The following is a 24998-nucleotide window of genomic DNA, read 5'->3' as shown; positions in this document are numbered from 1 at the left end:
GCCACCACACATCGACCCCCACCGCCGACCCCGCCCCGGCGGACGCCCCACACTCTCCTACGCCACCAACCCCACCACACTCACCGACCCCACCGAACACGCCGCATGACGCACGCCTCGATCACGCGGGCGGGTCGACGTTGGCGCACGCGCACACGATGCTCGACATCTCAACGCGCTCTCGCTCGTGCTGAATGCTTCGAGTGGTGCCGCGAAGCTTCACGCGCTGTACCCTCGGCGACAGCAGGCACTGCGCAAAGCCGACGTCCTCCCGCCCGAACCGCCGCCAGCCCAGCATCACCTCAGAGAACAAACCACCACCCCAGAGAACCAAGCACCACACACAAGAAGGAGAAACCGTACCCATGGACATGCGACTGGAACTGGTCCCGCTGCCGACGACGGATGTCGAGCGCACGAAGGAGTTCTACGTCGACCGGGTGGGATTCCGGCTCGATCACGATGTGGAGCCGGGTAATGGCATGCGGGTGGTGCAGCTGACGCCGCCGGGCTCAGCGTGCTCGATCGCCTTTGGGACTGGGTTCGGCGATCCGGGCGCACCCCGTGTCGCGAACCTTCACCTGGTGGTCGACGATGTCGAGGCGGTGCGAGGCGAACTCGTCGCGAACGGAGTCGATGTCTCGAGCGTGGCCGACATGGGCGGAGTGCTCTACGCATACTTCAACGATCCTGACGGCAATTCGTGGGCGCTGCAGCAGATCACTGCGGACGCTCGTCGACCGGATGCGGTCTGACGGGACGGCCGGCGCAGGCGCTGCTGGCCCACGCTGCCGGCGCACGCATCGAGCCCACGCTGCCGGCGCACGTACCGGGCCCACGCTGTTAGCGCACGGCCGTGGTGGTCCGATCCCGGGTGGTGAGGTCGCGGTGGGTCGCGGTGGCACGCCAGCCGTCGGCGGTGAGCAGGTCGCGGATCTCCTGCCCCTGCAGCTCGCCGTGCTCGAGCACGAGGGTCCCGCCGGGGTGCAGCAGACGCTGAGCGACGCGGGAGATGATGCGCACGACATCCAGCCCATCGGCTCCGCCGTACAGGGCGGCGGGCGGATCGTAGAGCCGCACTTCGGGATCGCGCGGAATGGCTTCGGCAGGAATGTACGGGGGGTTCGAGATGACGACGTCGACGGTGCCGTCGAGCTCGGGCAGGGCGTCGGCGAGATCGACGAAGACGACGCGCGCGTTCGTCGCGCCGGTCTCCTCGACGTTGCGCCGCGCCCAGATGAACGCCTCAGGCGAGTTCTCGACGGCGAGGATGCGCGCGTGCGGGACCTCGGTGGCCATGGCGAGGGCGATCGCGCCGCTGCCGGTGCCGAGGTCGACGCCGATGGGTTCGGGGCTCGGTACGGCGCGAAGCGCGTCGATGGCGAACTGTGCGACCTGCTCGGTCTCGGGACGGGGGACGAAGACGCCGGGTCCGACGGAGAGTTCCAACGACCGGAAGGGCGCCTTGCCGGTGATGTGCTGCAGAGGCTCGCGCGAGGCACGCCGCTCGGCCAGCTCGCGCACGGTTGCGGCGTCGTCGGCACTCAGCTGCGATCCCATGTGCGCGAGCGCCTGCACCCGCCCGCGGCCCTCGCCGAGAACGTGGCCGATCAGCAGTTCGGCATCGACCTCGGGATCGGGAACGCCGGCGCGCGCGAGCACGGCGGACACCTCTTCACGGAGGGCACTGACAAGAGGGGAGGAGTCATCGGGTGGGGTCATCGCCCGTCGAGCCTAGCGGCAAGCCGGACCGGCGTCAGCCGACGTCACACAGCACGGGCACGGGCATCCGGAGAATAGAGTTGGAAGCGTTCCCACTGTCTTCTTGCACCGCCACCTTTATCCGCACCACCTGGAATCCACGAGGAAGAGGCCATGACAGGTCACGTGTACGACAACATCGCCGAAGCCGTCGGAAAGACGCCGCTCGTCAAGCTGAACCGCATCACCGAGGGCGTCGATGCGACGGTGCTCGGCAAGCTGGAGTTCTACAATCCCGCCGGCAGCGTGAAAGACCGGATCGGCGTGGCGATCATCGACGCTGCGGAGAAGTCCGGCGCGCTGCGTCCGGGCGGAACGATCGTCGAGGGCACGAGCGGAAACACGGGCATCGCGCTGGCGATGGTCGGCGCGGCCCGCGGATACAAGGTGATCCTCACGATGCCGGAGACGATGAGCAAGGAGCGCCGCGTGCTCCTGCGCGCGTTCGGCGCCGAGATCGTGCTGACGCCGGGCCCGGAGGGCATGCGCGGCGCGGTCGAGAAGGCGAAGGAAATCGTCGCGAGCACCGACAACGCGATCTGGGCGCAGCAGTTCGCCAATGAGGCCAACCCGGCCATCCACCGCGCGACGACGGCCGAGGAGATCTGGACCGACACCGACGGCGGTGTCGATATCTTCGTCTCCGGTGTCGGAACGGGTGGAACGATCACGGGTGTCGGTCAGGTGCTCAAGGAGCGCAAGCCGGGCGTCCAGGTGGTCGCGGTCGAGCCGCTGGACTCCCCCATCCTGAACGGCGGAAAGCCGGGGCCGCACAAGATCCAGGGCATCGGAGCCAACTTCGTTCCGGATATCCTCGACACCACGGTCTACGACGAGGTCGTGGACGTGTCGTTCGACGACGCGATCGCGGTGGCGAAGAAGCTCGCGAGCCAGGAGGGCATTCTCGCGGGCATCTCGTCGGGCGCGATCGTCTGGGCAGCGCTCGAGTTGGCGAAGCGTCCGGAGAATGCGGGCAAGACGATCGTCGCAGTGATCTGCGACACGGGCGAGCGTTACATCTCGACGCCCCTCTGGGCCGACCTGCTCGACTGACGCTCGCACCGACGATCCACATGGCGTTCTTCTCCCGTACGCGCGAAGACATCGCGAATGCGCGCAAGCACGACCCGGCAGCGCGCAGCGCCTTCGAGGTCTCTGTGGCGTACTCGGGACTGCACGCCGTGTGGTCGTACCGCGTGGCACACCGGATGTGGCGGGCCGGCCTCAAGACGCCGGCCCGCTTCCTCTCCCAGTTCACCCGGTTCCTGACGGGCATCGAGATCCACCCCGGCGCGACGATCGGACGCCGGTTCTTCATCGATCACGGGATGGGCGTGGTGATCGGAGAGACGGCCTGGGTCGGCGACGATGTGCTGCTCTATCACGGGGTGACGCTCGGCGGACGTGGCAGCGGGCACGGCAAGCGGCATCCGACGATCGAGAGCGGGGTGACGATCGGCGCGGGCGCGAAGGTGCTCGGAGCGATCACGATCGGGACGCGCACGGTGATCGGTGCGAACGCGGTGGTAGTGCACGACGCACCGGCGGACTCGGTGCTGACCGGCGTGCCCGCACGGGCGCGTCCGCGCTCAGGGCATGAGGCGATCGCGGGCGACGAGTGGATCGACCCCGCGATCTACATCTAGCTACCCGCTTCTAGCTACTCGGTGCCGAGGTCGGCGAGGCGCGCCTCTTCGTCGGCCAGGATGCACGACTCGATGACGGGCTCGAGCGCCCCGTTCATGACGGCGTCGAGGTTGTAGGCCTTGTACCCGGTGCGGTGGTCGGCGATCCGGTTCTCGGGGAAGTTGTACGTGCGGATTCGCTCGGAGCGGTCCATGGTGCGGATCTGGCTCTTGCGCACGGCGGCGGCCTCGGCGTCCAGTTCCTCCTGCTGGCGCGCGAGCACCCGGGCACGCAGAACGCGCATGCCGGCCTCGCGGTTCTGCAACTGGCTCTTCTCGTTCTGCATGGCGACGACGATGCCGGTCGGAAGGTGCGTGATGCGCACGGCGGAGTCGGTGGTGTTCACGGACTGACCGCCGGGACCGCTCGACCGGTAGACGTCGATCTTGAGGTCGTTCTGGTTGATCTCGACCTCTTCGGGCTCGTCGACCTCGGGGAAGACGAGCACGCCGGCGGCGGAAGTGTGGATGCGACCCTGCGACTCGGTGGCGGGAACGCGCTGCACGCGGTGCACGCCGCCCTCGTACTTGAGGTGCGCCCAGACGCCCTCCGCGGGATCCGAGGAGTTGCCCTTGATTGCGAGCTGCACGTCTTTGATGCCGCCGAGGTCGCTGGAGGTCTGCTCGAGGATCTCGGTCTTCCAGCGCTTCGACTCGGCGTAGTGCAGGTACATGCGCAGCAGGTCGGCGGCGAATAGTGCGGACTCGGCGCCCCCCTCCCCCATCTTGATCTCCATGATCACGTCGCGGCTGTCGTTGGGGTCGCGCGGGATGAGCAGACGCCGCAGCTTCTCACCGGACTCCTCGAGGCTGGCCTCGAGACCGGGGATCTCTTCGGCGAAGGCCTCGTCCTCTGCAGCGAGCTCACGCGCGGCGGCGAGATCGTCGTCGATCTGCTTCCACTGGTTGTACGAGGCGACGATCCGGCTCAGCTCGGCATAGCGACGGTTGACGCGCTTCGACCGCACGGGGTCGCTGTGCAGCTCCGGGTCGGCGAGCTGGTTCTGCAGGTCCTCGTGCTCGGCGATCAGGCCGTTCACCGATTCGAACATGGCGTCTTCTCTCTGCTTCTACGTGATCCGGGCTTCTGCGTCGTCCGGGCAAGGAAAAGTGCCCGCCCGCCCCGGCTGAACCGGGGTGGACGGGCACTGTCCGCGCTAGCGGTGGTCGTGCTCGTTGCTGTGCGAGTGGGCGGTGCCGTGGCCGTTGGTCGGCGCGGGCATCGACTTCTGCACCTGCATGAGGAACTCGACGTTGCTCGTGGTCTCCTTGAGACGGCCGAGCACGATCTCGAGCGCCTGCTGCTGGTCGAGCCCGGCGAGGGCGCGGCGCAGCTTCCAGGTGATCTTGACCTCGTCGGCGCCCATGAGCATCTCTTCGCGACGCGTTCCGGACGCGTTGACGTCCACCGCGGGGAAGATGCGCTTGTCGGCCAGCTGGCGCGACAGGCGGAGCTCCATGTTGCCGGTGCCCTTGAACTCCTCGAAGATGACCTCGTCCATCTTGGAACCGGTCTCGACGAGAGCCGAGGCGAGGATCGTGAGCGACCCGCCGTGCTCGATGTTGCGGGCGGCGCCGAAGAAGCGCTTGGGCGGGTAGAGCGCCGAGGCGTCGACACCACCGGAGAGGATGCGACCGGATGCCGGAGCAGCCAGGTTGTACGCACGGCCCAGGCGGGTGATCGAGTCGAGCAGCACGACGACGTCGTGACCGAGCTCCACGAGACGCTTGGCACGCTCGATGGCGAGCTCGGCGACCGTGGTGTGGTCTTCTGCCGGACGATCGAAGGTGGAGGCGATGACCTCACCCTTCACCGTGCGCTGCATGTCGGTGACCTCTTCGGGACGCTCGTCGACCAGAACGACCATGAGGTGCACCTCGGGGTTGTTCGTGGTGATGGCGTTGGCGATCTGCTGCATGACGATCGTCTTGCCGGCCTTGGGCGGCGCGACGATCAGACCGCGCTGTCCCTTGCCGATCGGGGCGACGAGGTCGATGATCCGCTGCGTGATCTTGGTGGACTCGGTCTCGAGCCGCAGGCGCTCCTGCGGGTAGAGCGGGGTGAGCTTGCCGAACTCGACACGACCGGCGGCCTCCTCGATGGTCTGCCCGTTGACCGAGTCGACCTTGACGATGGCGTTGTACTTCTGCCGGCTGTTGTTCTCGCCCTCACGCGGCTGGCGGATGGCGCCGACGACGGCGTCGCCCTTGCGCAGGTTGTACTTCTTGACCTGGCCGAGCGAGACGTACACGTCGCTCGCACCCGGCAGGTAGCCCGAGGTGCGCACGAAGGCGTAGTTGTCGAGCACGTCGAGGATGCCCGCGACGGGGATCAGCACGTCGTCATCGGAGATCTCGGGGTCGAGGTCGTCATTTCCGACGCCGCCGCGACGCTTGCGGTCGCGATAACGGCTACGGCCGGAGCCGTCGACCTGGGCGTCCGCCTGCGGACCGTTGTTGCGGTTCTGCTGGCCGTTGCGGTTCTGACCGTTCTGGCCACGACCCGAATCGTCACGGTCGCGGTCGCGGTCGCGGTCACGATCGCGGTCGTTCTGGTTCTGCTGGCCCTGGTTCTGGTTCTGCTGGCCCTGCTGGTTCTGCTGGTTCTGCTGGGGCTGGCCCTGCTCACCGTTCTGGCCGGCGTTCTTGTTGCGGTTGCGGTTGCGGTTGCGGCCCTGGCGCGGCTGCTGGTTCTGGTCGCCGCCCTCGCCGTTCTGCTCGCCCTGTGCGTCGCCGGAGTCGTCGGCACCGTCGGAGCTGTCGCCCGCGTCGTCCTGCTGACCGCCCTGCTCGGATGCGTTCTGCGCGTTCTGGCCGCGGCCGCCGCGACGGCGACCGCCGCGCTGGCCCTGCTCTGCCGGCTTCTCGTCGGCGGACTCGGTGGTCTGCGACGGTGCCGACTGACCCGACTGGGCCGACTCGCGGGAGGCGAGCGCGGAGTCGAGCAGCGCATCCACATCCGGGATGAGGCTGTCGACACCGGTGCTGCCGGTGTTGACGTGGGTGGCCGCGGGCACGCCGACGGCGTCGGCGCTGGTGGCACGACGCCCGCCGCGGCGACGGGGCGCGGCGCTGTCGGCCTGAGCCGGCGCGGCGTCCTGAGCCGGAGCGGCGTCCTGAGCCGGCGCAGCATCCTGAGCCGGCGCAGCGTCGGGCAGCACGGCGTCGCCGACGTGCGGCTCGGCCGAAGCGGGCTCGGCGATGAGCGGCTCGATGAGGATCTGCGACGCGGCGGTCGCATGCTCCGTCACCGGCTCGGCGACGGAGTCACCGGCACCGGCAGCGGCGACATCGCCGCCGTCGGCCGCACGTGCAGCCGAGATGGCCTGCACGAGTTCGCCCTTTCGAAGTTTGTTGGCGCCCTGAAGACCCAGCTCGGCGGCGAGAGCCTGAAGCTCGGCCACTTTGAGGGACGCCAGATCACGGGTGTCCACGCCCCCGGCGTGGAGATTGACATCAGTCACTGAAGAGGATTCCTTTCCCCCGACGTGCGACTTTCGCAGTCGTTTATGGAGCGCTCGTCACATGAACCACCTGCGATGATCGATGGAGTCGACGCGATGCGTTCTGATCCGCTCGATGTCGCTCCCCGATAGGAACTCGGGTACACAGGTAGGAGTGACGGCATGTTTGCTGAAATCACCCGAAGATCAGATTCGCTCGTGACGCGGTTCTTACGGGTGCAGGCACAGTTTACCACCTTTGATGGCACGCACTTGACGCTAAGCGGCGGGCGTGTCCGACTGCCGTTCGGCTGTCGCCGTCACCGTCGCGCCCTTGAAGTCGACGGCGAGCATCAGGGGCTGCCATCGCGTCTCGGACTTCTGTGCGACGAGCTCCGCGGCCGCGAGCCGCTGGCTCGGGTCACTGCAGAGCACCAGGATCGACGGCCCCGCCCCGGAGACGACGGCCGCGAAGCCGTTCTCGCGCAGCAGGGTGATCAGCCGATCCGTCTCGGGCATCGCCGAGGCACGGTAGCTCTGGTGGAGCTTGTCCTCGGTGGCGGCGTGCAGCAGCTCGGGGCTCTGGATGAGAGCGGCGACGAGCAGGGCCGACCGCGACACGTTGAAGACGGCGTCTTCGTGCGGAACGGACTGCGGCTGCAGGCTTCTGGCGAGCGCGGTCGACATGACGTGCTCGGGCACGAGCACCAGCGGTGAGACGCCGCGGTGCACGATGAGCTTCTTGAAGCGGGGGCCTTCCGGAGTGACCCAGGCGATGGTCAGGCCGCCGAACAGAGCGGGCGCGACGTTGTCGGGGTGCCCCTCCATGTCGTTGGCGAGGGCCAGGAGTCGCTGCGCGTCGAATTCCACGATGCCGTCGAGCAGGCCCTTGGCCGCCATGATGCCCGACACGATCGCGGCGCCCGACGATCCCATGCCGCGCCCGTGAGGGATGTTGTTGCGGGCGACCAGCTCGAGCCCCGGCAGCGGATGCCCGACGGCCTCGAAGGTGTGGGCGATCGCCCGCACGACGAGGTTGGACTCGTCGGTCGGCACTTCCCCGGCGCCGACGCCGATCACCTCGACGGTCGCACCGGGCTCGTCGCGAACCGAGACCTGCAGCTCGTCGTACAGCGCGAGGGCGAGTCCGAGCGTGTCGAAACCGGGCCCGAGGTTGGCGCTCGTGGCGGGGACCTTGACCGTGACCACGCGTCCGCGCAGGTCGTCGGTCGAGAAGGTCACGCGCCGGCCTCGACGGTCTCGGGGTTCGGAACCAGTCCGAGCACGTCGGCGATCGACCGGGTGTCCACCGGCACGACGGTCGGCTGCACATCGGAGCCGTCCGCGGTGCGCAGCGCCCACTGCGGGTCCTTGAGGCCGTGTCCGGTGACGGTCAGCACGACGGTGGCTCCGGCGGGGATGATGCCGGCTTCCGAACGCTCCAGTAGACCGGCGACGCTGATCGCCGACGCGGGCTCCACGAAGATGCCGACCTCGGCCGACAGGATGCGCTGTGCCGCCAGGATGGCCGCATCGTCGATGGCGCCGAAGTAGCCGTCGCTGTCGTCGCGGGCGTTCAGGGCGAGCTCCCACGAGGCGGGGTTGCCGATGCGGATGGCCGACGCGACGGTCTCGGGGTCTTTGACCGGGTGACCGAGCACGATCGGGGCGCTGCCTGCTGCCTGGAAGCCGAACATCCGCGGCAGCCGGGTGGCCTCGCCGCGCTGGAGCTCCTCGGTGTAGCCGCGGTGATACGCGGTGTAGTTGCCGGCGTTGCCCACGGGGACGATGTGGAAGTCCGGGGCGTCGCCGAGGACCTCGACGACCTCGAACGCGGCGGTCTTCTGGCCTTCGATGCGGTCGGGGTTCACCGAGTTGACGAGGTGCACCGGGTAGTGGGTGGCGAGCTCGCGTGCGATCTCGAGGCAGTCGTCGAAGTTGCCCTGCACCTGCAGCAGCTGGGCGTTGTGCGCGATGGCCTGGCTGAGCTTGCCGAGGGCGATCTTGCCCTCCGGGACGAGCACGACGGCCTGGATGCCCGCGTGCGTCGCGTAGGCGGCGGCCGAAGCGGAGGTGTTGCCGGTGGACGCGCAGATGACGGCCTTGGCGCCGTGCTCGACGGCCTTGGAGATCGCCATGGTCATGCCGCGGTCCTTGAACGAACCGGTGGGGTTCATCCCCTCGAACTTGACGAAGACGTTGGCGCCGGTGCGCGCGGAGAGCGCCGGAGCCGGCAGGAGCGGCGTGCCGCCCTCGCCGAGCGTCACGATCGGAGTGGCGTCGCTGATGTTCAGGCGGTCTGCGTATTCACGCAGCACACCGCGCCACTGACGACTGTTCGCTTTTTCCGGCATTACGATCCTTCGACTCGGAGTACGGATGAGATTGCTGTGACGACGTCGCTCGCCGCCAGCGCCTCGACGGTGGCCGCGAGTGCGGCCTCCTCGGCCTCGTGCGTGCCGATTACCAGGGTAGCGGTGGGGGCGGCGTGGCCGTGAACCGGCGCATTACCGGAGATGACGGCGGCCGACGGCACGGTGAGGACGCCGGTGGTCGTCGGGATCGACTGCTGGACGGTCTCGACGCTGACGTCGCCGTCGCTGAGGATGCGCGCGACCGTGGCGAGCACTCCCGGCTGGTCGGCGACCTCGAGGGTGATCTGGTAGCGGGTGACGACGCGGCCGATGTCGAGCACCGGCAGCTTGGCGTGCGTCGACTCCGCGACGCCGGGGCCGCCGACCACGTGACGGCGTGCGGCCGAGACGACGTCGCCGAGGACCGCGGAGGCCGTCTCGACCCCGCCCGCCCCCGCGCCGTAGAACATGAGGTCGCCGGCGGCGGCCGCCTGCACGAACACCGCGTTGTGGGCGCCGTGCACGGCGGCGAGCGGATGCTCGCGCGAGATCAGGGCCGGATAGACGCGCGCGGAAACCCCTTCTTCGCCGGTCTCCGGGTCGGTCAGGCGCTCGCAGATCGCGAGGAGCTTGATGACCGAGCCGTTCTCGCGCGCGGCGTCGACCTGCACCTTGCTGACTCCGGTGATGCCCTCGCGGTACACGGACTCGAGCGGCACGGTGGTGTGGAAGGCCAGGCTGGCGAGGATCGCGGCCTTCTGGGCGGCGTCGTAGCCGCCGATATCGGCGGTCGGGTCGGCCTCGGCGTAGCCGCGCTCGGTCGCGATCGCCAGGGCGTCGGCCAACGTCTCCCCGTGCACGTCCATCCGGTCGAGCACGAAGTTGGTGGTTCCGTTGACGATCGCCAGGATGCGGTTGACCCGGTCGCCGGCGAGGCTGTCGCGCAGCGGCCGGATGATCGGGATGGCGCCGCCGACGGCCGCCTCGTAGTAGAGCTGCGCACCGACCTGCTCCGCGGCCTCGAACAGCTCAGGACCGTGGGTGGCGAGGAGCGCCTTGTTGCCGGTGATCACATCCGCGCCCGAGTTGAGCGCCTGGAGCACATAGCCGCGAGCGGGCTCGATCCCGCCCATGAGCTCGATGACGATGTCGGCGCCGAGGATGAGCGACGAGGCGTCGGTGGTGAAGAGCTCGCGCGGCAGGTCGACGTCGCGCTGGGCGTCGACGTCGCGCACGGCGATGCCGACGAGCTCGAGGCCGGCTCCCACGCGGGAGGCGAGCTCGTCACCCTGCTCGAGGAGCAGGCGGGCGACCTGGGAGCCGACGGAGCCGGCGCCGAGGAGCGCGACACGGAGACTGCGGTATTCGATCATTCACTGACTCCCTTGTGAGCGCCGGCGGCATCGGCGTCGTAGCCGGCGTCCCGCGCGAGTAGGTCGGCCTCGGTCTCGCCGCGCACGATCACGCGGGAGACGCCGTCGCGCACCGCGATCACGGCCGGACGTCCGAGGTAGTTGTAGTTGCTGGCGAGCGACCAGCAGTAGGCGCCGGTGGCCGGAACGGCGAGCAGGTCGCCCACGGCGACGTCCGCCGGCAGATAGTCGGCGTCGACGACGATGTCGCCGCTCTCGCAGTGCTTGCCCGCGATGCGCACGAGCGCGGGTGGCGCGACGCTCACCCGGTTGGCGATGCGCACCGAGTAGTCGGCGTCGTAGAGGGCGGGGCGCGCGTTATCGCTCATCCCGCCGTCGACGCTGACGTACCGGCGCACGGCCGTCTCGCCGTCGTCCTGATACGACACCTGCACGTCTTTGATGGTGCCGGCCGTGTAGAGCGTGAGTCCGGCGGTGCCGATGATCGACCGGCCGGGCTCGAACGCGACGACCGGCACCGGGATGCCGAGCTCGGCGCAGCCCGCCGCCACGGTCTGCGCGATGCGGTCGGCGAGCTCGCCGATCGGCGAGGGGTCGTCGACCGAGGTGTATGCGATGCCGAAGCCGCCGCCGAGGTTCAGCTCGGGCACGTCGCCTCCGTCGAGGAGCAGCCGATGCACGGCGAGCAGCCGCGCCGCCGACTCGGCGAACCCGTCGGCGCCGAAGATCTGGGAGCCGATGTGGCAGTGCAGGCCGAGGAACTCGAGGCCGGTGTGCGACCGGATGCGCGCCACGGCATCCGGGGCGTCGGCGAGACCGATGCCGAACTTCTGATCCTCGTGGGAGGTGGCGAGGAAGGCGTGGGTGTGCGCGTGCACACCGCTGTTCACCCGCAGACGCACCCGCTGGGTGCGGCCGTGCCTGGCAGCGGCGTCGGCCACCCTGTCGATCTCCTGCACGCTGTCGAGGATGATGGCCCCGACGCCCACGGACACGGCCCGGTCGATCTCGGCGAGCGACTTGTTGTTCCCGTGGAAGCCCAGTCGTGCGGGATCGACGCCGGCGGCGAGCGCCACCGCGAGTTCCCCGCCGCTGCACACGTCGATGTTGAGGCCGGCGTCGCCCATCCAGCGCGCGACCTCCACGCTGAGGAACGCCTTGCCGGCGTAGTAGACCTTGGCCGTCGTCCCGACCCGCTCGAAGGCATCGGTGAAGGCGGCTCGCACCTCCGAGGCGCGCTCGCGGGCATCCGTCTCGTCGACGACGTAGATCGGGGTTCCGTAGCGGGCGGCGAGTTCGGTCGCGCGCACCCCGCCGACGGTCAGCTCGCCGTCGTCACGGGTGACGGTGCGCGCCCAGAGTCCGGGCGCGAGGGAGTCGGGATCGCTCGGAACGGCGAGCCATTCCGGAGCGAGAGGGTTCGCTGCTGCGAACGGATACGAAGCCACGGGGATAACCTCACGGGTGGTGACGAGTGGGGGTCTCTCGGGCGAGCGGACCCGGCTTGGTCCCTGAAGCCACTGATGTACCGGCAGTCTACCGAGGCCGGATGCACGCCATCGACCGTGTTACGTCGGAGCGCGACGGACGCTAGCAGCTGCCCTTGCTGCGCAGGGTCGCCTCGTCGAGCACCATGTTCTGCGCGTCGAGGTGAACGGTCGCCGTGCCAGGCACGATGTCGATCTGGTTCACTTCGACGCCCTTGGGCAGATACTGGGCGACGCAGACCGGGATGGGCCCGCGGGAGGTGATCGCGGAGAGCAGCGTCGACAGGTCGAGTGCTCCCGCCCCCGTGGTGACCTTGGCGTCGACGGGGTGAAGGAGCACGGTCTTGCCCGCGGCCTCCGGCTTGACCGTCAGTTTGTAGCCGATGGGGAGCCCGAGGAGCTCGGCCTTGCCGTCGTACGCGAGGGTGCCCGTGCCGAGCGCCAGGTCGCCGGTCACCCCCGGGATCGAGACGAGCTTGTTGAGCGACGTCTGCGAGATCGTGAGGCTGCCGTTCACCGCTGCCACCGGCTGCGTGAAGTCGGAGGGGACGCCGGTCGCGACGATCTTCGCGCTGAGCGGGGCATCCTGCACGGTCAGCGACGGTGCGTCGAGTTCGACGCGGTCGAAGGTGCCGCTGAGGTACTGCTGGATGACGGACACTCCCCCGATGTGCACGGCGACATCGCCCTGCACGTTGTCGGGCAGGTTCTTCTCGATCTCCGCCGCCACCCGATTCTCGGCATAGGAGCGCAGGACGGCGTCGGCGATGAAGAAGACTGCCACGATCACGACGATCGGGATGAGGATCCAGAGCAGGATGCGCAGCCAGCGCCGCCGGGGGCGCTTGGCCGCGGGTGCGGGCTGGGTCGTCAGGATCTGGGTGGGCTGGGCGTCGCTCATGGCGGACTCCTCTACATGCGATCGGGCGCAGAGACCCCGAGCAAGCCGAGGCCGGTGCGGATGACCTGGCCGGTGGCGTCGTTCAGCCACAGGCGGGTGCGGTGCAGGTCGGTCACGGCTTCATCGCCGAGCGGGTTCACGCGGGTCGCCGCGTACCAGGTGTGGTAGAGCCCGGCGAGCTCCTCGAGGTAGCGGGCGACGCGGTGCGGCTCGCGGAGTTCGGCGGCGAGGGCGACGATGCGCGGGAACTCCTGCAGTGCGCCGAGGAGGGCCGATTCGCTCTCGTCGGTCAGCAGTTCGGGCGCGAAGCCGCTGCGGTCGACGCCGCTGGCCGCGGCGCGCGCCTCGACCGAACGGGTGCGGGCGTGCGCGTACTGCACGTAGTAGACGGGATTCTCGTTGCTGCGCTTGCTCAGCAGGTCGAGGTCGATGTCGAGCTGCGAGTCGCTCGACGACCGCACGAGGGCGTAGCGGCCCGCATCGACGCCGACGGCGTCGACCAGGTCGTCGAGCGTGACGATGGTGCCGGCGCGCTTCGACATCTTGACGGGCTCGCCGTCGCGCACGAGGTTGACCATCTGGCCGATGAGGATCTGCAGGTTGACGTTCGGGACGTCGCCGAACGCCTCGACCGCCGCCATCAGCCTGCCGACGTAGCCGTGGTGGTCGGCGCCGAGCATGATCAGGTTCTGCTCGAAGCCGCGCTCGCGCTTGTTGAGGTAGTAGCCGAGATCGCCCGAGATGTAGGCCGGCTCGCCGTTGCTCCGGATGATCACCCGGTCGCGGTCGTCGCCGAAGGTCGTCGTGCGCAGCCAGACCGCGCCGTCCTCCTCGAAGATGTGCCCCTGCTCACGGAGCCGTTCGATCGCACGCTCGACAGCACCGGACTCGTGCAGCGAGTCCTCGTGGAAGTAGACGTCGAAATCGACCCCGAAGCCGTGCAGCTTCTCCTTGATCTCGGCGAACATCAGCTCGGTGCCGATGGAGCGGAACACCTCTTCCTGCTCCGCGCGCGGCAGGTCGGCGAGGTCGCCGTCGTAGCGGGCGACGACCTGATCGGCGATCTCGCCGATATAGGCGCCGCCGTAGCCGTCCTCCGGCGTCGGCTCGCCCAGGTAGGCGGCGAGCAGGCTGCGGGCGAACCGGTCGATCTGCGATCCGTGGTCGTTGAAGTAGTACTCGCGGGTCACCTCGGCGCCCTCGGCCTGCAGGATACGGGCCAGGCTGTCGCCGACGGCGGCCCAGCGCACGCCGCCCATGTGGATCGGGCCGGTGGGGTTCGCCGAGACGAACTCCAGGTTCACGGTGAGACCGTCGTAGAGGTGACCGCGACCGTACTGCTCGCCGGCCTCGACGATGGTCTTGGCCAGGCTGCCTGCGGCTGCGGCGTCGAGCCGGAAGTTGATGAATCCGGGCCCGGCGACCTCGGCGGAGGCGACGCCCTCGATGGAGGCGGCGGCCTCGGCGATCTCGGCGGCCAGCTCGCGCGGGTTCGCGCCGACGCGCTTGGCGAGACGCATGGCCACGTTCGACGCCCAGTCGCCGTGCTCACGGTTCTTGGGACGCTCGAGCGGCACGTCGTCGATGGTGATGGTGACGTCGCCGATCTCAGCGCCGCCGGCTCGTCGCCGGTCGACGACCGCGGTCACGATGTCGAGCAGGGCGGCGGAGAGGTCAGCGGGAGTCACGATCATCGATTCTACCGGGGACCACGGAGCATCGATTGCGCAACGATCAGGGCGAACGTGCAGGATTCGCCTGGCACCCGTTGATAAGGTCGTCGCGACGCGCGCCGCAGCGCACCGCGCACCGCGCATCCGACCGCATCCCTCCAGAGGAATACGCCCAGCATGGTTCACTCCACACGCTCCCGCTCCTTCTTCCCCCGCCGCCGCCGCCGCTCCGCCGCGGCCGCCGTCGTGGTGCTGGCCGGCGTGCTGAGCCTCAGCGCATGTGCAGGGAATCCGGCGACGCCGACGCACACGCCGTCGGCGACCAGCTCGGGAGCGGCCGGGGCCGGCGCGATCACCCCGACTCCGACGCCCACCCCGACGCCGACTCCGACCCCCGTCGGTCTCACCTGCGACCAGGTGCTCACCGCCGACCAGCTGTACGCGTTCAACCAGAACTACGGCGTCGACCCCGGCTACGCGCCGAAGGCGGGATCGCTCGAGAAGAAGATCGCCGACTGGCAGGGCGTCGCCTGCGGCTGGCTCAACCAGACGAGCAACGAGGTGATCGAGATCGCCGTGGCCAAGCCGCCGGCGAGCGAGCTGGAGAACCTCAAGAACGCCGCCGTGACCTCCAGCCAGCCGGTTCCCACCTACGGGGTCCCGCCCGAGGTCGAGGGGTACTTCAAGCCGGGAACGGCCGGTGAGGTGCAGATCTTCCGCGGACCGTACTGGATCGTTGCGACGTCGACGGCGTTCTTCGAGCCGGGCGATCCGGCTCCGCTCATGCAGAGCGTGCTGGCCAACGTGCCGAAGAGCTGACGGGAACGAAACACCCGCCGCGGGATGCTAGCCTGGTTGGGCACTCCTGGCCCCCATAGCTCAGGGGATAGAGCGTCTGCCTCCGGAGCAGAAGGCCGTAGGTTCAAATCCTACTGGGGGCACACTTCTCGGTCACAGGCGTCAGGGCCTTCACGTGCGTCACTTGCACCGTCGCGCACAGGCCCTCTTCCCGTCCCCCGTTTGCGGGGCGTAACGTACCCCGCATGCGCCGTGTCCCGATCCTCGCCACCGCTCTGATCGCCTCCGTCGTCACGGCGCTCACCATCGCCTCCCCCGCGTCGGCGGCCACCACCTCGCTCTGGGCGGGCTGGGCACCCCTCACCGGCGTGGGCAACGACTACACGACGACGGTGACCGTGGCCAACAACCCGCCGCTCATCGCGGACATGACGAGTGACTCGCGCTCCGGGTCCGTCGGCGTCATCTCCGGCGCCTCCACCTGGCTCGCCGCCGCGACTCCGGTGGGTGCGAAGTACGGGTCGAGCCAGGGCAAGCCGTACCTCAACCTCCGGGCGCGGGCCGACAACGCCACGTCGCCGTCGACGACCACCTACAACTTCCGCACGCCGACTCCCAGCTCCGGATGGACGTTCGTGCTGGGCGACATCGATGCCGACAAGGTGCAGATCAGCGCGATCGGCCCGGATGGCGTGGCCCTCACCGCCGCCCAGCTCGGGTTGCGCAGCACCTTCAATTACTGCGTACCAGGGGTGTGCACGCCGAGCCAGACGCCCGCCGACGTCCCCACCTGGAACGCGGCGACCAGGACCTTGACCGGTGACACGGTGGTCAACCCGAAGTCTCTGGACACGAACGGCGCGGCCGCGTGGTTCGAGCCGAACGCTCCGATCGCATCGCTCACGTTCAGCTACACGCGCGTCACCGGCCTCCCCGTCTTCCAGACCTGGTTCGCATCGCTCGCCCGCGACATCAGCGGAACCGTGACCGACCAGAACACGGGTGTGCTCGCCGGCGTTCCGGTCACGCTCACCGACCGCACCGGAGCGGTCGTGGCGTCTGCGACGACGACGGCGACCGGTGGCTATTCGTTCCCCGGCTTCCTGGCGACGAACGGCTACACGGTGAGCATCGAGCCCCCGATCGGCACGATCGCAGTGACCGCGGCCAGCGCTCCGGCGGATCTGACCACCACGGATGCCGTCGTCGACTTCGCCGTGCGCGACATCGTGCCGGTCGCGGTGAGCGGGCGCGTGCTCGACGCCGACAGCAATCCGATCGCCGGCGCGACCGTGACCATCGACGGAGCGATCGCGGTGACCGTCCCCGACGGCCGGTATCTGTTCGACACTGTGCCGGTGGGCACGCATCAGGCCGTGCTCACCGTTCCCGCGGGTTACACGCAGACGACCGCACCGCCGTCGTTCACGATCCCTCTCGGTTCGCAGACCCCGATCACCGACCAGGACTTCGTTATCACGGCCAACCCGACGATCAGCGGCACGGTGACGGCATCCGGAACCGGGGTCGGAGGGGTGACGGTGACCGCTGACGGACCCGGCGGTCCTGTCAGCACCGTGACCGCAGCCGACGGCAGCTACAGCTTTCCGCGCGTGCCGGCAGGCCCGTACACCGTCACGGTGACCCCGCCACCCGGTCTGATCGTCGACGGCGCGGCGAGCAGGCCGGTCACCGTGTCCACAGGCGACATCGCAGGCATCGACTTCGCGCTCGCCAAGACGGGGAGCATCGGAGGCGCCGTCCTCGACGGAGACGGCGGCGGCGTCGCCGGAGCGGACGTCATCATCGACGGGCCGGGCGGGAGCACGACGGTCAGCACCGACAGCAGCGGCGCGTACGGCCTTGCCGACCTGCCACCCGGCGACTACACGATCACCCTCGACGTGCCGGAGGGCTATACGACGACCGAGCCCCTGACGAAAGACGTGACGATCACCGACGCCGGGGAGGCTTTCAGCGCCGAGGACTACGCCGTCGCCGCGGTCGCGACCGCTCCCCCGACGACTCCGCCCGTCACCCCGCCGCCCACACCGGGAGGCGGCTCGTCGCCGGCCGCGATCCCGCCCGGTGCTGCCGACGCGGGGTCGGGCGATGACCTCGCCGACACAGGTTCCTCCGTCGCCTGGCTGCCGCCTGTGCTGGCGGCTCTCCTGATCGCGTCCGGTGCGGCGGCCGTGCTGAGCGAGCAGGTGCTCCGGCGCCGACGCCGCGGCTGACCGGGCACATTTTTCTTCTCGTCACCAGTTCCGCCTCCCCGCCGGGGTGAGAGCGCGATCATGGTCATCGGGGCGAAACTATCCCCTGGACCGGCACGGTATCCGGCAGTAATCATGTCCCATGGGAACATCGTCAGCCGTTCGAGCAGCACCCGTGATCGCGATCGGCATCGGTGTCGCCTCGCTGATCGGCATCGGCATGGCGTCGGGGGCGGCGGTGGCGGCGCCCGGTGACGTCGGACCGGTCAACCCCGTCACCTTCCCGATCAACGGACACCAGGCCAACAGCGGCTTCACGATCTTCTCCGAAGGGAACGTCGCCCTGAACGCCGACGAGGCGGAGGGGACGGTCGCCGTCGGCGGCGATCTCACGTTCGAATCCGGCTACAACATCGGCGCAGGCGCAACGCCGCCCGCCACCTTCGTCGCGCCGGGCGACACGGCTCCGACCTTTCTCTATGTGCGCGGCGGTGTCGGCTTCTCGAGCAGTCCGACGACGCCGGTGCTCAAGGTGCTCGGCGGCGGCCTGAGCAAGATCGCGGACACCTCCACGTACACGGCCTACGACCACGACAACAACAACGCCCTGGTCAACTACCAGATCGTGCCGACGGGGGCGCCCTACAACACCGCGCCGCGCATCGAGGGCACGGTCACGCAGACCCCGGCATCCATCGCTGCCCCGGTCGGCACGAACCTGGTGGACATCGACGCCGCGTTCCCCGCGTACCGGCAGCTGTCGACCGATCTCGGCGGCTGCGCGCGCACCGTCCAGCTCACCGACACGCAGGGCGATCCCCTCCAGTCGCCGATCGCCCCGGGCACCAGCGGCCGGCTGACGATGACGCCCGGCCAGACGAGCGTGCTGAGCATCTCGGCCGCCGACCTCGCGGCCATCAGCGAGATCACCTTCGTCGCGCCGTTGCCCGACCCGACGACACCCCTGGTGGTCAACGTGGTCGGCACGTCGTTCTCAGGTTCCATTCCGAATCAGGCGGGCATCGGCTCCGGTCAGGCGCCGTTCATGCTCTGGAACTTCCCGCAGGCGACCACGGTGACCGTCACCGGCGGGGACAGCATCGAGGGCACCATCTACGCACCGCGCGCGTTCGTCAACTGGCAGGTCACGCAGAACATCGAGGGCAACGTGATCGCCGCGAGCTTCACGCATGGCATTCCCGGTGTGAGGGGCGGGCCGCCGCGCGAGGTGCACAACTTCCCCTTCTCGGCCGAGGTCTCGTGCACGAAGGGCAACGTCACACCGACCCCGACCCCGACCCCCACGCCCACAGTCACGCCCACCATCACCCCCGTTCCGACACCCTCGTTCGACCCGAACGGCGGCACGTCTCCCGCGGCTCCCGGGGCGGCCGGCACCCTCGCCGACTCGGGCAGTGACACCGCGACCGCACTCGGAGTCGCCGCCGCGGCCGCCGGAGCGATGGTGCTCGGCGGGGCACTCGTGCTCCTCCGTCGAACGCGACGCACCCGCCACCAGCGCTGACGCGAGATGGCCGGGCCGGATTCCTCCGGCCCGGCCATCCGGGTGCGTGCTGTCGGCGGTTAGCCGGCGACCTCTTCGCGCTTGGGCAGCTTCCAGCCCGGGCGCACGTAGTGGCACGTGTAACCCCACGGGATGCGCTCCAGGTAGTCCTGGTGCTCAGGCTCTGCCTCCCAGAACGGGCCGGCCGGCGACACCTCGGTGACGACCTTGCCCGGCCAGAGACCGGACGCGTCGACATCGGCGATGGTGTCCTCGGCGACGCGCTTCTGCTCGTCGTTCTCGTAGAAGATCGCCGAGCGGTAGCTGGTGCCCACGTCATTGCCCTGACGGTTCTTCGTCGAGGGGTCGTGGATCTGGAAGAAGAACTCCAGCAGGTCGCGGTATGAGATCTTCTCCGGGTCGAAGGTGATCTCGATCGCCTCGGCGTGGGTTCCGTGGTGGCGGTAGGTGGCGTTCGCCACGTCGCCGCCGGTGTAGCCGACGCGGGTGTCGAGCACCCCAGGGCGCTTGCGGATCAGGTCCTCGACTCCCCAGAAACAGCCTCCGGCCAGAACGGCCTTCTCAGTGGTGGTCATCGGGTTGCCTCCTCGGCCTCGAAAAGCTGACGATACTCGCCGTACCCGTCCTTCTCCAGATCGGCGAGCGGGATGAAACGGAGCGCGGCCGAGTTGATGCAGTAGCGCAGGCCACCGGCCTCGGCGGGTCCGTCGTCGAACAGGTGGCCGAGATGGCTGTCGCCGTGGGCGGAGCGCACCTCGACGCGCGTCATCCCCCAGCTGCGGTCCTTCTTCTCGACGATGTTCGCCGGGTCGATCGGCACGGTGAAGCTCGGCCAGCCCGACCGGCTGTCGTACTTGTTAACGGACGCGAACAGGGGCTCGCCGGACACGATGTCCACGTAGATGCCCGCATCCTTGTTGTTCCAGAACTCGTTGCGGAAAGCCGGCTCCGTAGCCGCCTCCTGGGTGACCGCGTACTGCTCGGAGGTCAACCGCGAAACGGCCTCCTGGTCCTTGCGATAGTCCTGCGTCACTTCTCCTCCTCGGGGGATGGGCGCGCCGCTGGCTGCGACGCATTCACCGTATGAAACGCCCGGCTCCACCCTTAAGTTCCTCGCTCGTTCCCCACACTCAGCGAACCCACAGCAAGCCACCCGGATGCCGCGCCCGGCATCCACAGGAACTGTTCATCACCCGGCGCTGGCGCGGTTCGCGCGCGACGGAGTAGCTTTCGTTCGACGGCTGTCCGGCCTTCGCTCGACGAATGAAAGGAACCGCATGTCAGACAAACCCACCATCGTGCTCGTCCACGGAGCATGGGCCGACGGCTCGAGCTGGAACGCCGTGTCCACCGAGCTGCAGGCGCAGGGCTTCACCGTTCAGACCCCGCCGAACCTGTTGCGCGGCCTGACGGGGGACGCAGCGTACATCGCCTCGTATCTCGCCCAGCGCACGACGGGACCCGTCGTGCTCGTCGGCCACTCCTACGGCGGGGCCGTGATCAGCGGCGCCGGCACCAGCGGCGACGTGCGGGCACTGGTCTATGTCGACGCCTTCATCCCCGACGAGGGCGAGACCGTCTTCTCGATCCTCGGCGGATCCGGTTCGGCGCTCGACGTCCCCGATCCGACCACGGTGCTCGACATCGCCGGCTACCCCGGCGCCCCCGAGGGCGACGCGGAGGCGTTCCTCAAGCCGAACACCGTGCACACGGCCTTCGCGCAGGACCTCCCCGAGGCGGACCGCGAGCTGATCATCGCCAGCCAGCGACCGATCACCCTCTCGGCGAACACGACGCCGGCCGGTCCGGGCGCCTGGAAGAGCATCCCGAGCTGGGCCGTGATCGGGACGGACGACAAGACGATCCCGCCGGCGACGCAGCGGAGCATGGCGGAACGCGCCGGCGCGACCATTACCGAGGTCGACGCGTCACACGTGTCGATGGTGTCGCACCCGCAGGCCGCGGTCGACGCGATCCTCGCCGCAGTCGCCTCCCTGGGCTGACCGCCCTCCCAGGATGCGGGCGGCCCCGCCGTTACGGCAGGTCGCCCGCATCCGCCGGTTCGTCGGCGTCGTCGTCGCGCACGATCGGGATGGACTCGGTGAACTGCGCCGCGCGCTGCTCGCCGTCGGGTGTGCCGCTGAACAGCCTGGCGTCGTCCTGGTTGCGAGCGCGCGCCGGCGGCGAGACGGGGGCCGGGGTCTCGACCATCTCGACGCGCGTGCGGGGCAGCGAGGTCGCGCTGTAGCGCTGCATCCAGTCGATGAGCCGCTCCCGCACGAGGCAGCGCAGGTCGAACAGCGTCGGCGCATCGCGAGCGGTGACCAGGATGCGCACCCGCACGAACCCGGCAACGGCATCCGTCACCTGCAGCACACCCGTGCGGCCGTCCCACAGGTCCGTGCTCGCGAGCACCCGGTTCAACTCGCTGCGCATGCCTCCCGGCGAGACGCGCCAGTCCAGGTCGAATTCGACGGAGCCGAGCAGCTCACTGTGCTGGCGGGTCCAGTTCTCGAAGGGTTTGGTCGTGAAGTAGTTCGACGGGAGCACCAGCCGGCGGTCGTCCCAGATGTGGACCACCACGTAGGTGAGGGTGATCTCCTCGATGGTCCCCCACTGCTGCTCGACGACCACGACGTCATCGATGCGGATGGCGTCGCTGAAGGCGAGCTGCAGTCCCGCGAACAGGTTCGACAGGCTCGACTGCGCCGCGACACCGGCGATGATCCCGATCACCCCCGCCGACGCCAGGATGCTCGCACCCGCCGCCTGCAACGCCGGGAAGGTCAGGAGGATCGCCCCCAGCCCGATCACGACGGCGGCGACGACGGTGAGCCGCCGCACGATCAGCACCTGCGTGCGCACCCGGCGCGCGTACCTGTTGTCGGGCACGTCGAGCCGGTACCTCGAGAGTCCGAGGTCTTCGACGAACACGGCGAGCGCGGCGGCGAACCAGACGCCGAAGGCGATCGCGAAGATGAGGAACGTGTGCTGGATCGCATCGCGCCAGCCGGCGGAAACGTCTCGAGGAAGGCTGATCGTCACGGCGATCCACAGCACGACGACCAGCAGGAGGCAGCGGAACGGGATGCGGGCGCGCTTGATCAGCAGTTGCGCCCACGCCCGACGGCGGGCGGTCGCGCGCAGGATCACGCTCGCGACGGCGGTGATGACGACGGCGGCCAGGATCGCGATCACGCACGCGATCGCCAAGCCCGGCCAGGAACGGAGGTCGAACACGGTGTGGGGGCTCCTTCGGGTCTGTCCCGAGGAGTGTACGCGCTGTGCGGCGACCCTCCGCGGTCGGTACGCTGAGACGCGGCGGACGAGCGAAGGAGCGAGCATGGCAGCGACACGGACACTCTTCATCGGAGGTACGGGGGTCATCAGCTCCGCGTGCGTCGTGCAGGCACTGGAGGCCGGTCACGACGTCACGGTGGTGAACCGGGGCTCGTCGTCGACCCGACCGCTTCCGGAGGGCGTCGAGGTGCTGCACGCCGACATCCGCGATCCGCAGAGTGTCCATGCCGTGCTCGGAGAGCGCAGCTTCGATGTGGCCGCCGAGTTCCTCGCGTTCACTCCCGACCACATCCGCACCGACTTCGATCTCTTCGAGGGCCGCGTCGGACAGTTCGTCTTCATCAGCTCGGCCTCGGCGTATCAGACGCCGCCCACCCGGCTTCCCGTCACGGAGTCGACTCCCCTCCGGAACCCGTTCTGGCAGTACTCCCGCGACAAGATCGCCTGCGAGGACCTGCTGATCGAGGCCTACCGCGAGCGCGGCTTCCCGGTGACCATCGTCCGTCCGTCGCACACCTACGACCGCACGATGATCCCCACGAGCGGCGGGTGGACCGATCTCGACCGGATGCGCCGCGGAGCGCCCGTCATCGTCCACGGCGACGGCTCCAGCCTGTGGACCATCACGCACAACACCGACTTCGCGGTCGCCTTCCTCGGCCTGCTCGGGCGTCCGGAGGCTGTGGGCGAGTCGTTCCACATCACCTCCGACGAGGCGCCGACCTGGGACCAGATCTACCGTTACCTCGCCGAGGGGCTCGGGGTCGAAGCCGACCTCGTGCATGTCTCCTCCGAGTCGATCGCGGCCGTCGTGCCCGAGCTCGGCCCCGGCCTGATCGGGGACAAGGCGAACTCGATGGTGTTCGACAACGCCAAGGTGAAGACGCTGGTCCCGCAGTTCCAGGCGCGCATCCCGTTCGCCCACGGAGCGGGCGAGATCGTGGACTGGTACCTCGCGGACCCGTCGCGGCAGCACGTCGACCGCGACCTGGACGCCGCGTTCGACCACCTGGCCGACCGCGCCCGCTCATTCGGCGCCTGAGGCGCCATCGTCCGTCTCCGTTGAAGGGCGGCTGACGCATCCATCGACCGGCGTGTCGGATGCGTCAGCCGCCCTTCAACGTCTGCCGGCGGGGTCGGGACGGGGCTGGGCGAAACAAAGGCTTTACTATTAAGAAACTTTCCTGATACATTCAGGCGCAACGATCGTTCCAACGAAGGGATGGCCAGATGGCGCCTCAGCCGGTACCAGGAACACCCTCCTGGCTGCGTGAGACCAACGACCGCACGGCCCTCTCACTGCTGCTGGAGCACGGCGTCCTGACGCGCAGCCGCATCGGCGAGCTCAGCGGCCTCTCCAAGCCGACCGCCGCCCAGATGGTCTCCCGGCTCGAGACCGCCGGTCTCATCCACGCCGTCGGCGAGGTCTCCGGCGGCCGCGGACCCAATGCGGCCAGCTACGCGGTCCGCACCGACCGGATGCTCGGCGTCGCCGTCGACATCGACTACCACGAGATGCGCTCCACCGTCGTCGACGCGAGCGGGCACGAGCATCCCATCGCCACGACGCCACTGGCCCGCGCCGCCCGCGACCGCTCCCCCGAGACCGACATGCGCGCCGCGATCGACGCCGCCTGCGAGGTCGCGGGCATCGCCAGTGCGACGGTCTCCGCCGTCAGCATCGGCGTGCAGGGAGCTCTCGACCCGCGCACCGACGAACTGAGCTTCATCGAGACCCTCCCCGGCTGGCCGAAAAAGGGCATCCGCAAGCACCTCGAAGACGTGCTCGGCATCTCCGTGCACCTCGACAACGACGTGAATCTCGCGGCGATCGCCGAACGCACCGACGGCGCCGGGCGCGACACCGCCGGCTTCGCGCTGCTCTGGATGGGCGACGGCCTCGGCCTGTCCGTGGATCAGGGCGGCTCGGTGCACCGAGGGGCGTCCGGTGGCGCCGGCGAGATCGGGTACCTCCCCATCCCCCGCAATGCCTCCGAGCTCGACCCCGACGCAAACGATCTGCAAGACCTGATCGGCGGCCCGACCGTCGCCAAGCTCGCCAGGGGGCTCGGTGTGCGCGGCCGCACCTTCTCGGCCGTCATCGACGCCGTCACCACCTCGCCCCACCGTGACGAGCTCCTCGCCGTACTCGCCCCGCGGATCGCGGTGGGCGTCATCCCGGTGCTCGCCCTGCTCGACCCGGAGCTGGTCGTGCTCGGAGGGCCCACCGGACGAGCCGGAGGCGCCCGCCTCGCCGAGCTCGTCGGCAAGCACGTGCGCCGGGCCTGGGGCTCGGCCACCGTCGTCGCAACCGGCGTCGCCGAGCATCCGGTGCTCCGCGGCGCACGCGAACATCTGCTCACGGAGGTGCGCACCGCGCTCTTCGCCGAAGTGTCCAGGATCTCCGCCTAGCGGGCCTGAGGCCGTTCCACCGGCTCCATCGCACGACCCGTCCCAACAGAACGACCAGTCAGAACGACCA

General features: G+C 69.2%; 21 protein-coding genes and 1 tRNA gene. 10 read left to right on the top strand and 12 right to left on the bottom strand.

Annotated elements, in window-relative coordinates:
• The first annotated feature begins 365 nt into the window (after positions 1-365).
• On the top strand, positions 366-755 hold the full coding sequence (locus PKE84_RS14310) for a VOC family protein (protein WP_271177935.1): 390 nt from the start codon (positions 366-368) through the stop codon (positions 753-755).
• An 88-nt stretch (positions 756-843) separates the two neighbouring features.
• On the opposite strand, the gene prmC is transcribed toward PKE84_RS14310, so the two are convergent.
• Positions 844-1722, bottom strand: coding sequence for a peptide chain release factor N(5)-glutamine methyltransferase (gene prmC / locus PKE84_RS14305; RefSeq protein WP_271177934.1), 879 nt, complete (start codon positions 1720-1722; stop codon positions 844-846).
• Positions 1723-1875: 153 nt separating this feature from the next.
• Between prmC and cysK the strand changes: the two genes are divergently transcribed.
• Entirely contained in the window at positions 1876-2814 is a 939-nt protein-coding gene (gene cysK, locus PKE84_RS14300; protein WP_271177933.1) for a cysteine synthase A, read from the top strand.
• Between the two features lie 20 nt (positions 2815-2834).
• Positions 2835-3407, top strand: a complete 573-nt coding sequence (epsC, locus tag PKE84_RS14295) for a serine O-acetyltransferase EpsC (protein WP_271177932.1) — start codon at positions 2835-2837, stop codon at positions 3405-3407.
• Between the two features lie 14 nt (positions 3408-3421).
• Here the strand turns inward: epsC and prfA are convergent, their stop codons facing one another.
• The 8 genes from prfA to argS all read right to left on the bottom strand — a co-directional run bounded on the left by prfA (position 3422) and on the right by argS (position 14692).
• The gene (gene prfA, locus PKE84_RS14290; RefSeq protein WP_271177931.1) at positions 3422-4498 is read right to left on the bottom strand and encodes a peptide chain release factor 1; all 1077 of its coding nucleotides are present in this window, start codon (positions 4496-4498) and stop codon (positions 3422-3424) included.
• Positions 4499-4603: 105 nt separating this feature from the next.
• The gene (rho, locus tag PKE84_RS14285; protein ID WP_271177930.1) at positions 4604-6910 is read right to left on the bottom strand and encodes a transcription termination factor Rho; all 2307 of its coding nucleotides are present in this window, start codon (positions 6908-6910) and stop codon (positions 4604-4606) included.
• 258 nt (positions 6911-7168) lie between these two features.
• Positions 7169-8131, bottom strand: a complete 963-nt coding sequence (thrB, locus tag PKE84_RS14280) for a homoserine kinase (protein WP_271177929.1) — start codon at positions 8129-8131, stop codon at positions 7169-7171.
• A complete protein-coding gene (thrC, locus tag PKE84_RS14275; RefSeq protein WP_271177928.1) occupies positions 8128-9243 on the bottom strand; it encodes a threonine synthase in 1116 nt (371 codons plus the stop codon). Before thrC ends, thrB begins: the two co-directional genes overlap by 4 nt.
• Positions 9243-10616: a homoserine dehydrogenase gene (locus tag PKE84_RS14270; protein ID WP_271177927.1), complete on the bottom strand. Its 1374-nt coding sequence runs from the start codon at positions 10614-10616 to the stop codon at positions 9243-9245. Before PKE84_RS14270 ends, thrC begins: the two co-directional genes overlap by 1 nt.
• Positions 10613-12064, bottom strand: a complete 1452-nt coding sequence (gene lysA / locus PKE84_RS14265) for a diaminopimelate decarboxylase (protein WP_271177926.1) — start codon at positions 12062-12064, stop codon at positions 10613-10615. The genes PKE84_RS14270 and lysA overlap by 4 nt, the downstream gene beginning before the upstream one ends.
• Positions 12065-12206: 142 nt before the next feature.
• Positions 12207-13004: an LmeA family phospholipid-binding protein gene (locus tag PKE84_RS14260; RefSeq protein WP_271177925.1), complete on the bottom strand. Its 798-nt coding sequence runs from the start codon at positions 13002-13004 to the stop codon at positions 12207-12209.
• Positions 13005-13015: 11 nt separating this feature from the next.
• Positions 13016-14692: an arginine--tRNA ligase gene (gene argS, locus PKE84_RS14255; protein WP_271177924.1), complete on the bottom strand. Its 1677-nt coding sequence runs from the start codon at positions 14690-14692 to the stop codon at positions 13016-13018.
• 162 nt (positions 14693-14854) lie between these two features.
• Here argS and PKE84_RS14250 point away from each other — a divergent pair, with 162 nt between their 5' ends.
• The 4 genes from PKE84_RS14250 to PKE84_RS14235 all read left to right on the top strand — a co-directional run bounded on the left by PKE84_RS14250 (position 14855) and on the right by PKE84_RS14235 (position 19216).
• Entirely contained in the window at positions 14855-15496 is a 642-nt protein-coding gene (locus PKE84_RS14250; protein WP_271177923.1) for an iron ABC transporter ATP-binding protein, read from the top strand.
• Between the two features lie 49 nt (positions 15497-15545).
• Positions 15546-15618 (top strand) — tRNA-Arg (locus tag PKE84_RS14245).
• Positions 15619-15720: 102 nt separating this feature from the next.
• Positions 15721-17712, top strand: a complete 1992-nt coding sequence (locus PKE84_RS14240; protein WP_271177922.1) for an MSCRAMM family protein — start codon at positions 15721-15723, stop codon at positions 17710-17712.
• 121 nt (positions 17713-17833) lie between these two features.
• Complete coding sequence (locus PKE84_RS14235) at positions 17834-19216, top strand: choice-of-anchor A family protein (protein WP_271177921.1); 1383 nt, start codon at positions 17834-17836, stop codon at positions 19214-19216.
• A gap of 59 nt (positions 19217-19275) precedes the next feature.
• Here the strand turns inward: PKE84_RS14235 and msrA are convergent, their stop codons facing one another.
• Positions 19276-19791, bottom strand: coding sequence for a peptide-methionine (S)-S-oxide reductase MsrA (msrA, locus tag PKE84_RS14230; protein WP_271177920.1), 516 nt, complete (start codon positions 19789-19791; stop codon positions 19276-19278).
• Positions 19788-20249: a peptide-methionine (R)-S-oxide reductase MsrB gene (gene msrB, locus PKE84_RS14225; RefSeq protein ID WP_271177919.1), complete on the bottom strand. Its 462-nt coding sequence runs from the start codon at positions 20247-20249 to the stop codon at positions 19788-19790. Before msrB ends, msrA begins: the two co-directional genes overlap by 4 nt.
• A 244-nt stretch (positions 20250-20493) precedes the next feature.
• On the opposite strand from msrB, the gene PKE84_RS14220 reads away from it, so the two are divergent.
• Positions 20494-21219 carry an alpha/beta fold hydrolase gene (locus tag PKE84_RS14220; RefSeq protein WP_271177918.1) on the top strand — a complete coding sequence of 242 codons (726 nt, stop codon included), beginning with the start codon at positions 20494-20496 and terminating at the stop codon, positions 21217-21219.
• Between the two features lie 31 nt (positions 21220-21250).
• Here PKE84_RS14220 and PKE84_RS14215 read toward each other — a convergent pair whose 3' ends face one another.
• Positions 21251-22456, bottom strand: a complete 1206-nt coding sequence (locus tag PKE84_RS14215; RefSeq protein WP_271177917.1) for a mechanosensitive ion channel family protein — start codon at positions 22454-22456, stop codon at positions 21251-21253.
• Positions 22457-22559: 103 nt separating this feature from the next.
• On the opposite strand from PKE84_RS14215, the gene PKE84_RS14210 reads away from it, so the two are divergent.
• The gene (locus PKE84_RS14210) at positions 22560-23558 is read left to right on the top strand and encodes an SDR family oxidoreductase (RefSeq protein WP_271177916.1); all 999 of its coding nucleotides are present in this window, start codon (positions 22560-22562) and stop codon (positions 23556-23558) included.
• 188 nt (positions 23559-23746) lie between these two features.
• Entirely contained in the window at positions 23747-24928 is a 1182-nt protein-coding gene (locus PKE84_RS14205) for an ROK family transcriptional regulator (RefSeq protein ID WP_271177915.1), read from the top strand.
• Positions 24929-24998: the final 70 nt, after the last annotated feature.

The sequence above is a fragment of the Leifsonia poae genome (assembly GCF_027921845.1).
In the GTDB taxonomy this organism is placed as follows: domain Bacteria; phylum Actinomycetota; class Actinomycetes; order Actinomycetales; family Microbacteriaceae; genus Leifsonia; species Leifsonia poae.
This window is presented reverse-complemented; position numbering and strand designations above follow the sequence as displayed.

What these genes read in the sequence shown, in the direction of transcription:
- prmC (WP_271177934.1), bottom strand. Translation starts at nt 1,722, where the DNA reads ATGACCCCACCCGATGACTCCTCCCCTCTTGTCAGTGCCCTCCGTGAA.
- epsC (WP_271177932.1), top strand. Translation starts at nt 2,835, where the DNA reads ATGGCGTTCTTCTCCCGTACGCGCGAAGACATCGCGAATGCGCGCAAG.
- PKE84_RS14220 (WP_271177918.1), top strand. Translation starts at nt 20,494, where the DNA reads ATGTCAGACAAACCCACCATCGTGCTCGTCCACGGAGCATGGGCCGAC.
- cysK (WP_271177933.1), top strand. Translation starts at nt 1,876, where the DNA reads ATGACAGGTCACGTGTACGACAACATCGCCGAAGCCGTCGGAAAGACG.
- PKE84_RS14240 (WP_271177922.1), top strand. Translation starts at nt 15,721, where the DNA reads ATGCGCCGTGTCCCGATCCTCGCCACCGCTCTGATCGCCTCCGTCGTC.
- PKE84_RS14235 (WP_271177921.1), top strand. Translation starts at nt 17,834, where the DNA reads ATGGGAACATCGTCAGCCGTTCGAGCAGCACCCGTGATCGCGATCGGC.
- PKE84_RS14260 (WP_271177925.1), bottom strand. Translation starts at nt 13,004, where the DNA reads ATGAGCGACGCCCAGCCCACCCAGATCCTGACGACCCAGCCCGCACCC.
- PKE84_RS14250 (WP_271177923.1), top strand. Translation starts at nt 14,855, where the DNA reads ATGGTTCACTCCACACGCTCCCGCTCCTTCTTCCCCCGCCGCCGCCGC.
- msrA (WP_271177920.1), bottom strand. Translation starts at nt 19,791, where the DNA reads ATGACCACCACTGAGAAGGCCGTTCTGGCCGGAGGCTGTTTCTGGGGA.
- PKE84_RS14270 (WP_271177927.1), bottom strand. Translation starts at nt 10,616, where the DNA reads ATGATCGAATACCGCAGTCTCCGTGTCGCGCTCCTCGGCGCCGGCTCC.
- PKE84_RS14210 (WP_271177916.1), top strand. Translation starts at nt 22,560, where the DNA reads ATGGCAGCGACACGGACACTCTTCATCGGAGGTACGGGGGTCATCAGC.
- thrC (WP_271177928.1), bottom strand. Translation starts at nt 9,243, where the DNA reads ATGCCGGAAAAAGCGAACAGTCGTCAGTGGCGCGGTGTGCTGCGTGAA.
- PKE84_RS14310 (WP_271177935.1), top strand. Translation starts at nt 366, where the DNA reads ATGGACATGCGACTGGAACTGGTCCCGCTGCCGACGACGGATGTCGAG.
- prfA (WP_271177931.1), bottom strand. Translation starts at nt 4,498, where the DNA reads ATGTTCGAATCGGTGAACGGCCTGATCGCCGAGCACGAGGACCTGCAG.
- PKE84_RS14205 (WP_271177915.1), top strand. Translation starts at nt 23,747, where the DNA reads ATGGCGCCTCAGCCGGTACCAGGAACACCCTCCTGGCTGCGTGAGACC.